19 protein-coding genes are annotated in these 14,760 nt (G+C 33.9%); 9 read left to right on the top strand and 10 right to left on the bottom strand.

Going from position 1 to position 14,760, the window contains the following annotated elements:
* Both DMP16_RS03705 and DMP16_RS03710 read right to left on the bottom strand, forming a co-directional pair.
* A partial coding sequence (locus DMP16_RS03705) for a flavoprotein (protein ID WP_304948033.1) occupies positions 1–336 on the bottom strand: 336 nt, incomplete at its 3' end.
* Positions 264–479, bottom strand: a complete 216-nt coding sequence (locus DMP16_RS03710; RefSeq protein ID WP_083216344.1) for a TRASH domain-containing protein — start codon at positions 477–479, stop codon at positions 264–266. The genes DMP16_RS03710 and DMP16_RS03705, both read right to left, overlap by 73 nt.
* A 90-nt stretch (positions 480–569) precedes the next feature.
* Here DMP16_RS03710 and DMP16_RS03715 point away from each other — a divergent pair, with 90 nt between their 5' ends.
* The 6 genes from DMP16_RS03715 to DMP16_RS03740 all read left to right on the top strand — a co-directional run bounded on the left by DMP16_RS03715 (position 570) and on the right by DMP16_RS03740 (position 4,235).
* Positions 570–1,373 carry a sulfide-dependent adenosine diphosphate thiazole synthase gene (locus DMP16_RS03715; RefSeq protein WP_069282317.1) on the top strand — a complete coding sequence of 268 codons (804 nt, stop codon included), beginning with the start codon at positions 570–572 and terminating at the stop codon, positions 1,371–1,373.
* A gap of 138 nt (positions 1,374–1,511) precedes the next feature.
* Positions 1,512–1,874: a 30S ribosomal protein S24e gene (locus DMP16_RS03720; RefSeq protein ID WP_069282318.1), complete on the top strand. Its 363-nt coding sequence runs from the start codon at positions 1,512–1,514 to the stop codon at positions 1,872–1,874.
* Positions 1,861–2,052, top strand: coding sequence for a 30S ribosomal protein S27ae (locus DMP16_RS03725; protein WP_069282319.1), 192 nt, complete (start codon positions 1,861–1,863; stop codon positions 2,050–2,052). The genes DMP16_RS03720 and DMP16_RS03725 overlap by 14 nt, the downstream gene beginning before the upstream one ends.
* 5 nt (positions 2,053–2,057) lie before the next feature.
* Positions 2,058–3,053 (top strand): KEOPS complex N(6)-L-threonylcarbamoyladenine synthase Kae1, encoded by a 996-nt coding sequence (gene kae1, locus DMP16_RS03730; RefSeq protein ID WP_069282320.1) that lies wholly within the window; start codon positions 2,058–2,060, stop codon positions 3,051–3,053.
* Positions 3,014–3,706 carry a Kae1-associated kinase Bud32 gene (locus tag DMP16_RS03735; RefSeq protein WP_069282321.1) on the top strand — a complete coding sequence of 231 codons (693 nt, stop codon included), beginning with the start codon at positions 3,014–3,016 and terminating at the stop codon, positions 3,704–3,706. The genes kae1 and DMP16_RS03735 overlap by 40 nt, the downstream gene beginning before the upstream one ends.
* Positions 3,666–4,235, top strand: coding sequence for an XTP/dITP diphosphatase (locus tag DMP16_RS03740; protein WP_069282322.1), 570 nt, complete (start codon positions 3,666–3,668; stop codon positions 4,233–4,235). Before DMP16_RS03735 ends, DMP16_RS03740 begins: the two co-directional genes overlap by 41 nt.
* A gap of 6 nt (positions 4,236–4,241) precedes the next feature.
* Here DMP16_RS03740 and DMP16_RS03745 read toward each other — a convergent pair whose 3' ends face one another.
* Complete coding sequence (locus tag DMP16_RS03745) at positions 4,242–5,219, bottom strand: aldo/keto reductase (RefSeq protein ID WP_069282323.1); 978 nt, start codon at positions 5,217–5,219, stop codon at positions 4,242–4,244.
* 57 nt (positions 5,220–5,276) lie between these two features.
* Between DMP16_RS03745 and DMP16_RS03750 the strand changes: the two genes are divergently transcribed.
* Positions 5,277–5,609: a hypothetical protein gene (locus DMP16_RS03750; protein WP_069282324.1), complete on the top strand. Its 333-nt coding sequence runs from the start codon at positions 5,277–5,279 to the stop codon at positions 5,607–5,609.
* On the opposite strand, the gene DMP16_RS03755 is transcribed toward DMP16_RS03750, so the two are convergent.
* The 5 genes from DMP16_RS03755 to DMP16_RS03775 all read right to left on the bottom strand — a co-directional run bounded on the left by DMP16_RS03755 (position 5,586) and on the right by DMP16_RS03775 (position 8,729).
* Positions 5,586–6,560, bottom strand: coding sequence for a V-type ATPase subunit (locus DMP16_RS03755; protein ID WP_069282325.1), 975 nt, complete (start codon positions 6,558–6,560; stop codon positions 5,586–5,588). The genes DMP16_RS03750 and DMP16_RS03755 overlap by 24 nt on opposite strands.
* Positions 6,557–6,889 (bottom strand): hypothetical protein, encoded by a 333-nt coding sequence (locus DMP16_RS03760; protein ID WP_069282326.1) that lies wholly within the window; start codon positions 6,887–6,889, stop codon positions 6,557–6,559. Before DMP16_RS03760 ends, DMP16_RS03755 begins: the two co-directional genes overlap by 4 nt.
* Before the next feature lie 23 nt (positions 6,890–6,912).
* Entirely contained in the window at positions 6,913–7,683 is a 771-nt protein-coding gene (locus tag DMP16_RS03765) for a tRNA (adenine-N1)-methyltransferase (RefSeq protein ID WP_083216345.1), read from the bottom strand.
* Between the two features lie 117 nt (positions 7,684–7,800).
* Positions 7,801–7,953, bottom strand: coding sequence for a ribbon-helix-helix domain-containing protein (locus DMP16_RS03770; protein ID WP_069282328.1), 153 nt, complete (start codon positions 7,951–7,953; stop codon positions 7,801–7,803).
* A 53-nt stretch (positions 7,954–8,006) separates the two neighbouring features.
* Positions 8,007–8,729, bottom strand: a complete 723-nt coding sequence (locus DMP16_RS03775; RefSeq protein ID WP_069282329.1) for a helix-turn-helix domain-containing protein — start codon at positions 8,727–8,729, stop codon at positions 8,007–8,009.
* A 47-nt stretch (positions 8,730–8,776) separates the two neighbouring features.
* On the opposite strand from DMP16_RS03775, the gene DMP16_RS03780 reads away from it, so the two are divergent.
* On the top strand, positions 8,777–9,106 hold the full coding sequence (locus DMP16_RS03780) for a 30S ribosomal protein S25e (RefSeq protein WP_069282330.1): 330 nt from the start codon (positions 8,777–8,779) through the stop codon (positions 9,104–9,106).
* A gap of 2 nt (positions 9,107–9,108) precedes the next feature.
* Here the strand turns inward: DMP16_RS03780 and DMP16_RS03785 are convergent, their stop codons facing one another.
* Both DMP16_RS03785 and rgy read right to left on the bottom strand, forming a co-directional pair.
* Positions 9,109–9,984, bottom strand: a complete 876-nt coding sequence (locus DMP16_RS03785; protein WP_069284574.1) for a carbon-nitrogen hydrolase family protein — start codon at positions 9,982–9,984, stop codon at positions 9,109–9,111.
* Between the two features lie 12 nt (positions 9,985–9,996).
* Positions 9,997–13,833 (bottom strand): reverse gyrase, encoded by a 3,837-nt coding sequence (gene rgy, locus DMP16_RS03790; RefSeq protein ID WP_143576903.1) that lies wholly within the window; start codon positions 13,831–13,833, stop codon positions 9,997–9,999.
* Positions 13,834–13,890: 57 nt separating this feature from the next.
* On the opposite strand from rgy, the gene DMP16_RS03795 reads away from it, so the two are divergent.
* Positions 13,891–14,760: AAA family ATPase (locus DMP16_RS03795; protein WP_143576904.1), on the top strand; the 870-nt coding region annotated here is incomplete at its 3' end.

Genomic DNA, 14,760 nt, shown 5'->3' on the forward strand with positions numbered 1-14,760 from the left:
CAACGTCTTTATACTACAAGGAATAATTACCATTCCCTTAGCAGTTACAGAAAAACTTGAGCTCGATGGTGGAGCTTCTATCTGTGATAATCCGTAGATATAATTCGTATATTTTCTTAATTCTTCAATTAAATTTACTCCCATTTCTTTTTCAGCAACTTTGGTAGAGCTTTTAGAAACTATTACATGAACTTCAAAGTCTAATTTATTTAAAACTTCAACAGCTCTTAACGCATAAATTGTTCCGCTAGCTCCACTGATACCTACAATAATCCTCCTCTTTGCTTTCCTTTCCCTGTCCTTTGTTCCTGTTTCTTTAACCATTCTGCTAACCATTTCTGATAACACCCATTACTACAAAATACCCATGGCTTATTATTGCAACACGTTTTGACTACTATAGGATTAGTCTTTATTATCGTCCCACACCAGTTGCATTTTAAAGATACGTTATTCATGGTATTTAACTGAAAGGGCATATCTATTTGATTATTATTGATATTAAAAAATATTGTTCACGTTCATCATTATAAAAGTTAATTTATAAGTTAGTTATATCATTTAGAACTATGGAAGTTAAGATTAAACAAGTAGATGAAGTGAAGATAAGTAGATATATCATAAAGGAGACTATGGAAGATTGGTACAATTTTGTAGAATCAGATGTAGTAATAGTAGGAGCAGGTCCATCTGGCTTATCAGCAGCCTACTATTTAGCAAAGGCTGGTTTAAAGACCTTGGTATTTGAAAGAAGACTGAGCTTCGGAGGAGGAATTGGAGGAGGAGCCATGCTTTTTCATAAACTAGTTATAGAGAAGCCAGCTGATGAAGTATTAAAAGAATTTAATATCAGACTTAAGGAAGTTGAAAAGGACGTGTTTATAGTGGATTCTGCAGAGTTTATGGCAAAATTGGCTGCGGGAGCAATAGATGCTGGAGCCAAAATAATTCATGGAGTTACTGTAGATGATGTTATATTTAGAGAAGACCCATTAAGAGTAGTTGGAGTAGCAGTAGAGTGGACAGCTACTCAAATGGCAAGTCTCCACGTTGATCCAATATTCATCTCAGCTAAGGCTGTTGTAGATGCCACTGGTCATGATGCAGAAGTAGTCTCAGTTGCCACAAGAAAAATTCCCGAGTTAGGAATTGTTATACCGGGTGAGAAGTCAGCTTATAGTGAAAAAGCCGAAGAGCTTACTGTCATGAACACTGGAAAGGTTGCTGAAGGATTATACATTACTGGAATGGCTGTAACGGAAGTTAAAGGACTCCCAAGAATGGGACCAATATTTGGAGCCATGGTTCTATCTGGTAAAGCAGTAGCTGAACATATAATAAATGATCTTGTGAAAAACCAGATAAAGATCTGAAAGACTTAAGTTTTTTCATTTTTAAACCTTAATTGAAAACTAACGAAACCTAGAACACTCATATTTTTCTTGAGGGGATTTTCTGAACATATGCGTAAATCTTAAATGCTAATTAGAATTCTAGAATAATGAACAATAATGTCATCATCAGAATCGACTAAAATTAAGATTTCAGATAAAGCTGAAGGAATAATAGAGAGACAATTCCAAAATACGTTAATAGGAAGAAGAGAAATCTCGATAAAAGTTTATCACATGGGTAGCGGAACTCCGTCGAGGAAAGACATGATAAAGTCTGTGGCTCAAGCACTAGGAGTACAAGAGAATTTAATAGTAGTTAGAAAAATTTTTACTAGCTATGGTGCTGGAATAAGTAACGTAAAGTTACACGTTTATAATTCAAGGGAAGTCCTCGAAAAAATTGAACCAAAATACTTATTAGATAGAGACGCGGGAACAAAGCAGAAGAAAGGAGGAGGCGGTAAGAGTGGCAAAGAATGAAAAAGTTAAGGCAATAGTTAGGACGTATTATGTAATTGAAAACGGCAAGATAAAACTAAAGAATAAGAAATGTCCTAGATGCGGTAGTGTTATGGCTCATCACATGAAGCCTAATGAAAGATGGGCTTGTGGCAAATGTGGATACACTGAGTTTATAGGTACTGGGAGGAAAAAGTAATCGAAATGATAGTACTAGGAATCGAGTCTACAGCTCACACTTTTGGAGTTGGCATTGCTTCAGATAAAGAACCATATGTCCTCGCCAATGTAAGAGATACTTTTGTTCCTAAAGAAGGTGGAATGAAACCTGGAGATTTGCTAAGACACCATGCTGAAGTATCAGCAACTGTGTTAAAGAAGGCTCTTGAAGTATCAAGATTGACAATCAGAGACATAGATTACATAGCGGTAGCCTTAGGTCCAGGTATGGGACCAGCCTTAAGAGTAGGTGCTACATTAGCCAGAGCGTTATCTCTAGCTTATAATAAAAAACTAGTGCCAGTAAATCATGGGATTGGTCACATAGAGATAGGTTATTTAACTACTAATGCAAGGGATCCCCTTATTCTTTATTTATCAGGAGGAAATACAATAATAACTACTTTCTATAAGGGTAAATTCAGAGTATTTGGGGAAACTTTAGATATTGCATTAGGTAATATGATGGATGTTTTCGTAAGAGAAGTGAAACTAGCTCCGCCGTATATAGTAAATGGTAAACACGTAATTGATATTTGTGCAGAAAAGGGAAGTAAGCTATTGAAATTACCGTATGTAGTTAAAGGACAAGATATGTCATTCTCCGGTTTATTAACTGCTTCGTTAAAATTAGTTGGCAAGGAAAGGCTAGAAGATATATGCTATAGTGTAAGAGAGATCGCATTTGATATGCTTTTAGAAGCTACTGAAAGGGCTCTAGCATTAACGCAAAAGAAAGAACTTATGATAGTTGGTGGGGTTGCAGCAAGTGTAAGTTTGAGGGAGAAATTAAAGGAGCTTGGTAGAGAATGGAATATTTCAATAAAGATTGTTCCTCAAGAATTCGCAGGCGATAACGGGGCAATGATAGCTTATACTGGAGTATTAGCGGCATCTAAAAATGTTTTTATTAATATAAATGAATCGTATATCAGACCAAGGTGGAGAATCGACGAGGTAGAAATACCTTGGAGAGGTTAATTAAAAGAGGAGCAGAATCGGAGATATATGAAGGATATTTCTTAGGGTTACACGCAATTTATAAGCGAAGAGTTAAGAAAGCTTATAGAAATCCTGAAATTGATCATAAAATAAATTATGAGAGAACAATCCTGGAAGCTAAGATAATTTACTCGGCATTAAAGAATGATATAAATGTACCTGCTGTTCTATTCATCGATCCAAATAAGTACTTGTTGGTATTAGAGTATATTGAAGGAATTACAATACGTGATTTATTAAGCGATAATATAAAAATTGATATAAATGAGCTAAGTAGGATTGGCAGGGAAATAGGAAAAATAGCTGGAAGACTCCACAAGGCAGAAATAGCTCACGGAGACTTCACAACAAATAATTTGATAAAAAAAGATGAAAAAATATTTCTAATTGATTTTGGATTAGCTAGGAGATCAAATGACGAAGAAGACTTTGCTACTGATGTCCACGTATTTCTGAGGTCTTTAGAGAGTGTTCATTCTGATTATAAGGACGTAATTTATCAGTCTTTTGTTAAAGGATATAGCGAGATAATGGGCGAAAGGGTAAATGAGATAATTAAATTAGTTAAAGAGATAAGAATGAGAGGAAGATATGTTGAAGAAAGACGTAAAAGTAGGGCTAGTAACGAGTAATAAAGAAAAGTATTTAGAAATGAGAGAGATAGCCGAGAAGTTTAGCCTAAATCTAGAATGGATAGTAGGAGAAAAGGTAGAAATACAGAGTAATAATCTGGAGGAAATATCTAGACACTCTGCAATTTTCGCCTACTTGAATTATAGGCGACCACTTATAGTAGATGATAGTGGATTATTCATTAGAGCTTTAAATAATTTCCCCGGCCCGTATACAAGTTTCGTGAAAAAAACCATAGGAAACGAAGGAATCTTAAAGCTAATGAACGGAGTTAATGATAGATACGCATATTTTATGACAGTAATTACGTTTACCGATGGTAGAATAATTAGGAGTTTTACTGGGATCGTAGAAGGATCTATAGCGTACGAGATGAGAGGAGAAAGAGGCTTCGGTTTTGATCCTATTTTTATACCTCAAGGTGAAAAAAGAACTTTTGGAGAAATGAGCTTGGAAGAGAAAAACATGTATTCGCACAGAGCAAAGGCGTTTATGAAATTCGTAGAATTCATTTGTAATTACGTTTAATCTACATTACTTATACCTGAGGGTCTCCTTTATGCTCTCTTCATTAAGTTCAATGTAATGCTTTTTATAATATGATTCTATATAGTTTAAGTCATCTTCAGTTAAGTCTGGTAAATTATCCATGTTAGTATACTTATTGAGATCTGACAAGGAGGAGATATTAGGTATAACCGAAGAGACCTTATCGTTTTTAAGGATAAACTTTAGCGCTAATTGATATAATTTCATACCTTTCTTCTCTGCAAAGTTTTTCAACTCTACGCTGTTTTTCACCCCTTTTAATAACCAATTAATATCCTTTAGAGACCTATGTAACTTAGGATCTTCAAGTATAGGCCATTTATCCTCATCTAAAATGTCAGAGGCATGAGGAACCCTTATAAAATGACCTATATTAAATTTTAAGAATTCATTACCTGGATTCTGTTCTATGATATTGTAAATATATTCTAGGCTTTCGTAGCCATTTCTTATAGCTTCAAGTCCCTCTTCTCTCCAACCTAATGTTGGTCCTAGTGCCACACCTATCATTCTAACTATGCCGTCCTTCTTCAATGATCTAAGAAAGGATAGTATTTCTTGATTTTTTATTATAGTCATTTTAGGATTATGAATCATTAAAATATCAATGTAATCCGTATTCAGCCTCTCCAATGACTTCTTTAATGCGAATTCTAAGTATGGGATATCGAATTTCTGCTTCATCTTACCTCCCTCTTTATGATAGAAATCATAACCTATTTTAGTTAAAATTACAATTCTATCCCTCTTGGTACTCAAAACATTCCCAATTATCTCTTCTCCTTTCCCTTCGCCATAAACGTCTGCAGTATCAAAAAAGTTTATTCCCATTTCATAACTTCTTCTCAATATTTCTTCTGCCTTGTTAACATCAGCCCCCCACCAATCAGTAATTATACTCCAGATTCCTAATCCTATTTCAGAAACTTGAATGTCGGTATAACCTACGCGTCTGTAGTTCATGTAATATCACTCATTACAATCATTGAATTTTAAATAATAAAAGATAAACCTATATTGATGCTAATACGAGTTAATGAAAAGCAATTTGATGAAGTTCTACATAAATTAAAATCAATGGTCTACGATTATAACTCTAAGATTAAGGAGTTTGGAGTGTACTTGAAACCTTATCACATAGTTTATAAAAATGGTAAAAAATATATCTATGTGGGGAAATATTGGTATAGATTGGAGAAGATAAGGGGAAAGTTAAGATGGATATATCTGGGCAAAGATAAGCCGATAGAAAGCATGCCTAACCCACCTAAAATTCCAAATTCAACGATAATTAAGGAAAACACTGATTATATAATAGATGAGGAGTTATTAAATAAGCTCGAAGGAGATTGATTTCTTAATTTCTTCATCCTTCATGTTTAGACTCTTTGCATTTACGATAGTTATTATATCTTCAGTGTCTAATCTAATTAATTCAGAGAGCGCTAAAGCTAGGCTCGGGTTAAATGGAGAGCTGGAGAAAGTTAAATTAGCGTTTTTTCTAGCATTAATTTTAGCTATTGTATACAAACTCGCTAAGGCATCATATATTGTGGTAAGGTTTATAGTTTTAGAATAGATAGTCCTTCTTAAAATATCTAAGGCATCTGAGTTGCTAGATGAAGATGAAATATCTTTGATTATTTCTTCGTTCACTTTACAGACTACTCCAGTGGATACTTTGTGTTTTATTGCTAATGAAATAGAATAATAGTCCTTATAATAGCATATTATGTTCTCAGCATAAGTCTTCCAATCCCCTCTAAAGCTTTCAACAATCTCAGACAACTTCTTTATGAAGTAGAAGTCGAGTAGGGATAAGAGTAGTGAAAGATTTTTAGCTTGCCCTTCCTTTAAAGCATAAGACAAGGCTTCCCCATATATTGTACCCTTTAGTATGTTTGATAGCTCATCTATTGTAGATGGTAATTGGTCTAAATACTTTTTAAAGAATCTTATACTGTTATTATTACTTCTTTGGTTTATAACGCTTGTTATTATATTTTTGAATTCATCTAAAGACATAACGTATAAATATAGATCAGTAATATTATATGTTATTCTAAATACAGAGAAATAATTTCTAACCTTTTCAAGTAGATCATAAGCTCTCTTCTTCATTAGATACTCAAAATCTTCCAGCGATGATGGTTGTTCTTCGATTATACCCCTCTCCTTAAGTACGTTTACCGTACTATTCCAGCTTTCGCTCGAAATTAGTTCATTTACTAAACCTTTAGTTAGAAGTACAAGTTTTTGGGCACGGGATATAGAGTGTATATATGAAAAGATTGCTATACTCACTTTAACGCACCTAATATCTCTCTAATTACCTCATTAACAGCCTTATCCACGTTCTTTTCAGCTAATTTCCTTATCTCTACTATTTGCCTTTCTCTTTCTGCAACATATTCTTTCCTTATATTGTCTATTTGGCTTTTCTTCTCATTATCTATGGACTTCTGAATCTCCTCTAAGGTTTTCTCGGCTGTTAATCTTAACTCAGAAATGTAAGAGTCAGAAAGCGTAATTAACCTTTTAGAGTCATCTGCTAACGTTCTTTTAAGCCTCTTAATTTCCTCTTCAAACTCCAATATTGCCTTTGCGTATGCGTTAAATTTGGCTTCGCTCATCAATTATAATGTTAAAAAGTTACTTATAATGGTTTTCTTCCCCTTACGATATAACCAGTGTGTGTAACCCCAATATTTTTTGGTCTTACTGCATTCTCCTTCACCTGGTATTCTCTCAGTAATAATTCCTCAACATGTATGTCAACAAATCCTAACTCTTTCATGGTAAAGTATGTCTTCTCTATTTGATTTACCGTTGGGACGAAAACTACTACGGGAGAGGAAGGAGATAGTGATGAGGAAACTTTGGGTATCGCGTTCCAAGGGTCTGGCATATCTAAAAATATTGCATCAACGTCTTTCTCGTCAATACCTTCTCTAATATCCTTTATTTTAAATATTATCCTATCTTCAACTCCTACTACTCTTGCGTTAAATTTAGCTATTTCTTGCATATCTTCCCTGACATCATAAGTATATATTTTCGCACTACTCGGCAAAGAGAGAGCCAACGATATGGTTAAAAACCCTGATCCAGTACCGGCTTCAATTACCTTATTCACTTCGCCTATTCTAGCTGAAATTAATACATATCCGATATCTTTAGGATAAAGTACTTGTGATGGTCTTTTTAATCCCTTAACATACAGATCATGAATTGTAGGCTTTAGTATATAAGCCTTAAGACCGCTAGATAGAGTGGCAACACTACCATACTCCAAGCCTATAATATGATCGTGTAGTAAATATCCTTTGTCTGTGTCCAATCTCTTACCCTTCTGTAATTTCACTATGAATGCCCTCTTGTTATCTATCCAAACAACTACGGGATCTCCTTCTTTTAATGGCATCATATACCTACAAGATAATTAGCTATTATAATCATCTCTTTTCGAATAGAAAAAAGATCTTACAGGAAGCAAAAATCAGCTTTGGTGTCTTATTTCACCACTCAAAAATACCAGCCTTCATCATTCTTCTGTAGTTACCCATAATTCCTTCCGTATAAAATCACCTATGGCTGCTCTTATTACTTCACTTCTTGAACTATATCTTCCTGTATTAACTAATTCGTCTATTGCTTCTAAAAATTGTTCTGGCAATTTAACTGTTATTATTTTCATAGTGTTTCAGATGTCATAGTTAACCTTATAACCCTTATAAATGTTAAGCCATACTAAAATGACCACAAGTGATTAAAATATACTGTAGCAATATCTACGAAATATTTGTGATTAGAGAATAAACCAGTTAGCATATTATTATTTTTGACGATTAGCAATACTGCATCAGAAGTAATTATACCACTACCGAATAAAGAATGACTTCTCTTAACTTGTAATGATGGTAGGTTGGGGAAATTTACGTTATCATCAATTAGCACTCTAGTCTCAGCCTTAAACGCATTAGCTTTTATTAGATCTAAAATATCATCTCTCACCAATTCTTGATAAGATAGTGCAATAAGATATACCTTACTAAAATCCTTCAATAACCTAATTACATTGTCAATAACTGAATCCTTTGGAATCACCATTATGCTGTAAAGGGTAGTTGAGGCAAACAAATTAGAGATTGGATCTATGAAGTTCTTCTCAAATTCATTAATTTTTTCTTGAAATGTACTTTTTATTTTACTCCACACCTCTTTTAATGGGATAGCTTCATATATTGCTGGTCTCTTATCTATCTTTAGAACCCATCCTCTCCCTTCTAACTTAGACAATATACTGTAAACTTTAGTGTAAGGCATGTTGAGCTTGTCAGAGATTTCCCTAGCCGTAGCCCTACCATATATTAAGAGATATGAATAGATCTTGAGCTCAGACTTAGATATGCCAAAGACTGAGGCAAACTTAGATATTCTACTAATCGTCTCTTCCAACAACTCAAATGACATTTATAATTTATTAGGTAGAAACAGAGTTTTAAAAATAGTGATAAGAAATGGGTGGAGCTTCAAAGAAACCTATTTCCAATTTAGAAAAGAAGCTGAAGAAGGAAGCTGAAAAACAACAGAAGGCAGAGGAAAAGAAGAAAGGTCCTTCAAAGACTGGAAAAGAAGTGATAAGTAGAGCCGTAACAATAGATGATGAAACTAAGAGAAAAGTAATTGATGAGATAAAGAAAGAAAGTATGGTTACACCTTACACACTAGCCTCTAAATTAGGTGTGAGTATAAGTGTTGCAAGAAAAACGTTAAAAGAGCTCGAAACTCAAAACGTAGTGAAACTATATTCTAAAAATAGACGCCTAAGCTTATACATAGCAGCGTGAAGCTATTCCTCTTCTTCTGTAGCAGAAGTAGATCTTCTTTTTACATCTCCTCTGATCTTTTTCACACCCTTACATAGATTGTTGATGACTGGCTCTAAGTAAGTTATTGAAAGTTGCTTTGATGTGGGAATTAGCACTGAGCTTTCTACTAAAACCACTGTATCATCTTCTTCTGCCTCCTTTACTATAAGATTATTTGGAGAAGTAACAAATGTAGGAGAATACCCTATTATTTCACCCTCTTCATTTTCAATACTTTCTCCAACTATTAAGTAGGGTATATCATTTTCTATTGCTCTCGCAATTGCTAAATGTTTCACTATTTGTTGCTTCTTAGTATCAAGAGCCTTCATAGTACCTATCACTATTTCTGCTCCACCTAGTGCTAGAAGTCTGCTGATTTCTGGAGATAAAACGTCGTCTTCAGCAATTATTCCATATTTCTTATCTAAGACCACATTTACTGGTTCTTTTCCAGAAGATATACCTAGCCTTATATCTTTCTCAGATAAAACGGACTTCCTATATTTGCCTATAATTTCACCTTGCGGGGAGATTATAAGGGAAGTGAGAAATATTTTAGGACCAGCTTGCTCCAGTATTGGTCCAACAATTAGATGAACTTCTCCGTCCATTGCTAAATTTATTAGCATATCTGTATTATTGCCAGGTATTTTCTCAGCTAGGTTTTTTATATAACTCCTTAATTTTTTATCATTATCATAGATTTCAAAGATATTACCTGAAGGAAATAGAGATGGTAATATAACTAACTTTGCTCCTTTTTCCTTAGCCTGCTTTATTAGTTTTTTTGCCTTCTCCAAATTATGTTTTCTTGATAATTCTTTAAGCCTTAGATGAATTAATGCAATAAGCAAAACATTCACCAATTACTTAATTGTTTGTATTTCATCATATAATTCTTTTAAGACTTCTATATAATCAACTTTGCCATCCTCTATTTTACTCATTTTCTCTAACAAATTACTAGTCCTGTCCTCAGAGACAATAAGTGAATACTTAGAGTTAAGATAATTATAGACCTCTTTACCTATATCTGTTGGAACTAATTTCTTTAACGTCTTTGATTCTACCACGTATCTTCTCTTCTTTAAAGTAGATATTATAGTTGCATAAGTGCTAGGTCTTCCTATTTGCTTTCTTTTCATCTCACTTACTAATTCACCTTCAGTATATAATTGTATCGTGCTTCTAGTGATTACGTTAATAACTTCCGCAGAATATTCATTTCCTTCAGCACTCTTATCGATAGGTGAATATAGCTTAAATGGAATGTACAAGGCGGATTCTAGGACATGCGTGAATTCTTCGCCCTCCTTTATTTTATAACCTATAACTAATTCAATTTTATCGTTCTCTAGCTTCAAGTCTATCTTCTCTTCATTAAGTGAATATGCCCTTATATTAATTATCTGTTTATTAAGAACTAAGGAGGGTAATTGGCTAGAAACGAATCTCCTAAATATTAAGTCATAGACCCTGAAGTGATTTAGGGTAAGTCTCTTAGGTATATCTATATCTCCCTCTTCAATAGATGCCCTTAATAATTTCTCGTCAAGCGGACGAGTAGGTCTAATTGCCTCATGAGCACCACCTTCCCCCCAAGTTCTCGGCTTAAACACTTTATTAATGTCTACTTGTTTAGATTTCAAATAGCTTTCGGCAACACTTATCCCGATATTAGAGATTCTTGTACTATCAGTCCTGTGATAAGTTATCAAACCTAGCTCAAATAGATCTTGAGCTATTTTCATAGTTTCAGAGGCAGATATTCTTAGGATAGAGGAAGAATCTGATAAAAGTGTATCAGTAGTATATGGAGGAAGAGGACCAAACTCCTCACTATTCTCACTGACTTTCTCAATCCTCACTGTTACTCTATCACCTTTCTTCAAGTTAGCTTGTTTGGGAATTGTTAGATAATATTGAGTTAAAGAACCCGTAGTTTCAGACAAAATACTAAGTTTAGCTATTAAGAACTTCTTCTTATTTTTTGGATTTATATAATCCTCATATCTTTGAACTACCCAGCCTAATACCGGAGTCTGAACTCTCCCTGCACTCAAGTTCTGATTCCTATTACAATTTAACGTTTCAATTCTCTCTATCCTTTTCTGTAATTTTTCTTTAGACTTCTCATTTTTACTTGAACTAACCTTCTCCTCCAATTTAGGCAATTGTTTCTTAATATTTTCACAATAATTACTCCAAAATTCAGTTTGAACCTTCTCTGAGAGCTTAAATCCCAACCATCGATCCTCTATCCTTCTTACTATCTGAGCTTTAATGAGTTTTAAATCGAATTCTCTAGGATTATTTATCGCATTTGTAATAGCCCTTCTGGTTACCTCATGAAATTCAGCCCTCCTTATATTATTATTATAAGGTCTTATAGCCAAGTAAATATCCCATGCAATTTTCTCTCCTTCAGTATCTGGATCAGTACCTATCAGAACTTCATCAGCTTCTAAAGCTAATTCCCTTAAAATTCTCACAGTATCTGTTTTATCAGAAACTATTGGTGAACTACATATAGGACATTTATCCGTTTGAATGTCTTGCACTATCTGATGTCCATTAGTGCATCGCTTTATCGTAGAATACAATGGAATGAACTTATGGTCCTTTACTGTTACACCATATATTTTCGATTCTCCCTCTTTTGAAATGTTATACTCACTATCAGTTACTAAGTCATAAACGTGCCCACCACTAGCAGTTACAATTAATAGTCTGTCCCCTAACACGGTTTCATATACTTTAATCCTTCCGTAAGTCCTAGAGGAAGGCTTAGAGAAGAAATTTGCTATAGTTCTAGCCTTGTTTGGTGACTCGACAATAAGTAATGTAGTCTTTACTTTCAATGATGAAGGAGAAATCGTACCTTCAGTCTTGATCTTTCTCAGATTTTCCCTCTCTTCGCTTATTTTAGTTATAATATCGTCTAAGGAAATATTACCAATCTTATTCTCATCTAATTCAAATGGGAGCCAATTAATCTCATCTAAAATTAAACTTAACTTTTTATTAAGTATGTCAAACAATTTTTCATTGTCAATTAATAATACTGAGAGCCCGGTAGTAAGAGCTGATCCATATAATCTAGAAGTTCTCCCACTGGCTTGTATATAAGTCAGATAGTCAGGCATTAATATGTAGTCTCCGCTTAAAACTATATCGCCTATTTCAGTGATTCTATCTAATATTTGTTTATCCTTTAAAGACTGATTTAATATTTCATAGCCCTTTTTAATCAATGGATCATCAATTTTATCTTCTTTTATATCTTTAGCTAACATAGCTAAAGCAGCAGGTGATATATTCCTTAATCTTCTACGAATATGACCTAAAATCTTTCTTAATTCCTCATCGTTCTTAATCAATGAAATTATACTTAATAATCTAGTTAAAACTAACGGATGTACCGTTTCCCCGATCTTGAACTTAAACTTAGGTATTCCAACGAACACTGCATACTTGATTCTCCAAGGCAAATCTATGCCCCTAACTAATACCCCGTAATGGGTAGCAACTCCTACTAAAACGTCTATAGATTCTCTTTCAAAGTCTTCCAACTTGCTAATAGATGATGATAGTATAGAAACTGCATTTATTCCGTGGCTGCTTAGAATAGAAGCTAACTTATCCGCGTATGAAGCACCTTTTTCTATTGGAACATAAACTAAGGTACCATCTCTCAATCTTTTTATTAGTTTTATTAATATTTCAATTATACATTCTTCATTTAATTGGTTATCACAAGTCTTGTTTAAGTTGATATAACTATCAACGATATTCCTTAAGTAAATAATTGAGCCTCCCGGTCTAAAACCCATTAAAGCTGATAAGGTAGGGTTGCCTCTACTTATAGTAGCAGATGAGAAAATTACTGTCCTATTACCTAATTTTGAGGCTCTAATTTCTTGTATTTTACCGAATTTCTGTTCATCTTCTATATTTTCCCTAAGTAAACTTTTTACTCTCTGTATATCATCCTCACTGAAACCTATAAGCCTTAAGATTGAATTAGCGCTCTTACTAGATTTCAGTGCAGCATCCACATCATCAACAAATATGAAGTTAAAATCAACGTTAAGTAAATCCTCTAAATTCTTAATTAGATATCTACTTGTAGTTAAGAATATATCAAAATTACCCTTAACTAATTCTTTTAATATGTTTTCATTTTTATTGTCGGAAGATTGCTTATTATACAATATTTGCAAAGGCTGTGAGACAGCATCTGAAAATTTAGATAGTTTATCCTTAGCTTGAAGAACCAATGTTCTAGTTGGAAAGATCATTATTGACTTTTTGCCGTTCATAGCATTATATATCGACATTAATAGACCAAACGTAGTTTTACCTAATCCAGGAGGAGCTACTATTGCAAAGCTTTCCCCTCTAAGAAACCTTATCACCCATGACCTTTGTGGACCTAAAGGCTTGGAGTTTAATGCAATTTGAAATATTTTCTCTATATTATTGTATTCGTTAAATATGTTGCGTAATACTTTTAATTTTATCAGTCTATTATTTTTGTACAATACTTCTATAAGATTACGTATATCTTCAAATTTCAAATCATCCTCTAAACACGATTCGCATACTGAACCCTTATATAATCTATCTGCCGTTATATCGTTTCCACAGTTTGGGCAAGATTTAGTGTAAACTGAGTAAGGAATCTCCTCCAACTTCTCAATCTCGTATTGTTTTAATGAGTAAGATTTATTTTAAACGTTTCGGAGTACACTACTAAGATGTCCCAACAGTTAAAACTTAAAGTAACAGAAGCTAGGCAAAGAGACGTGGGTAGGAAAGTTGCCAGAGTTAGTGAATATACAATGAAAAAATTAAACATTGAAAATGGAGATTACATTGAGATCGTTGGACCAAATGGAAGTGCTTTAGCTCAAGCTTTGATTGGAGATGGAATATACGAAAATGAAATTAGAATTGACGGTTACATCAGGAAATCTGTAGGTGTTGGAATAGGAGATGAAGTAGTAGTTAGAAAAGCACAAGTTCAAGATGGGACTAAAGTAGTTTTAGCCCCTACTCAACCCATATCCTTTAGCCAAAGTTTTGTCGAATACGTTAAAGACCTATTAATGGATAAACCTTTAACTAGGGGAGAAACTATCTCAGTACCAACTTATATAGGATCAATAGATTTCGTGGTAGTATCTACGCAGCCATCTAATTCTATAAGGGTTACTGGAAGAACTTCATTAGAGATAAAAGAGGAGCCAGCGAAAGAAGTCGCTGCATTTCCAAAAGTGACATGGGAAGACATTGGAGACCTAGAGGATGTAAAAGAGAAAATCAGAGAAATTGTCGAATTACCTATGAGACACCCTGAAATTTTCCAGCATTTAGGTATAGAACCACCTAAAGGCATACTACTTTATGGACCACCTGGCGTAGGAAAAACATTACTTGCAAGAGCCTTAGCTAATGAGATAGGAGCGTACTTTACTTCAATAAATGGACCTGAAATAATGAGTAAATTTTATGGTGAAAGCGAACAAAGACTAAGAGAAATATTTGAAGAAGCTGAAAAGAATTCCCCAGCAATAATATTCATCGATGAGATAGATGCCATAGCACCTAAGAGAGAAGAAGTAACA

Source organism: Sulfolobus sp. B1 (assembly GCF_007050195.1).
Lineage (GTDB): Archaea > Thermoproteota > Thermoprotei_A > Sulfolobales > Sulfolobaceae > Saccharolobus.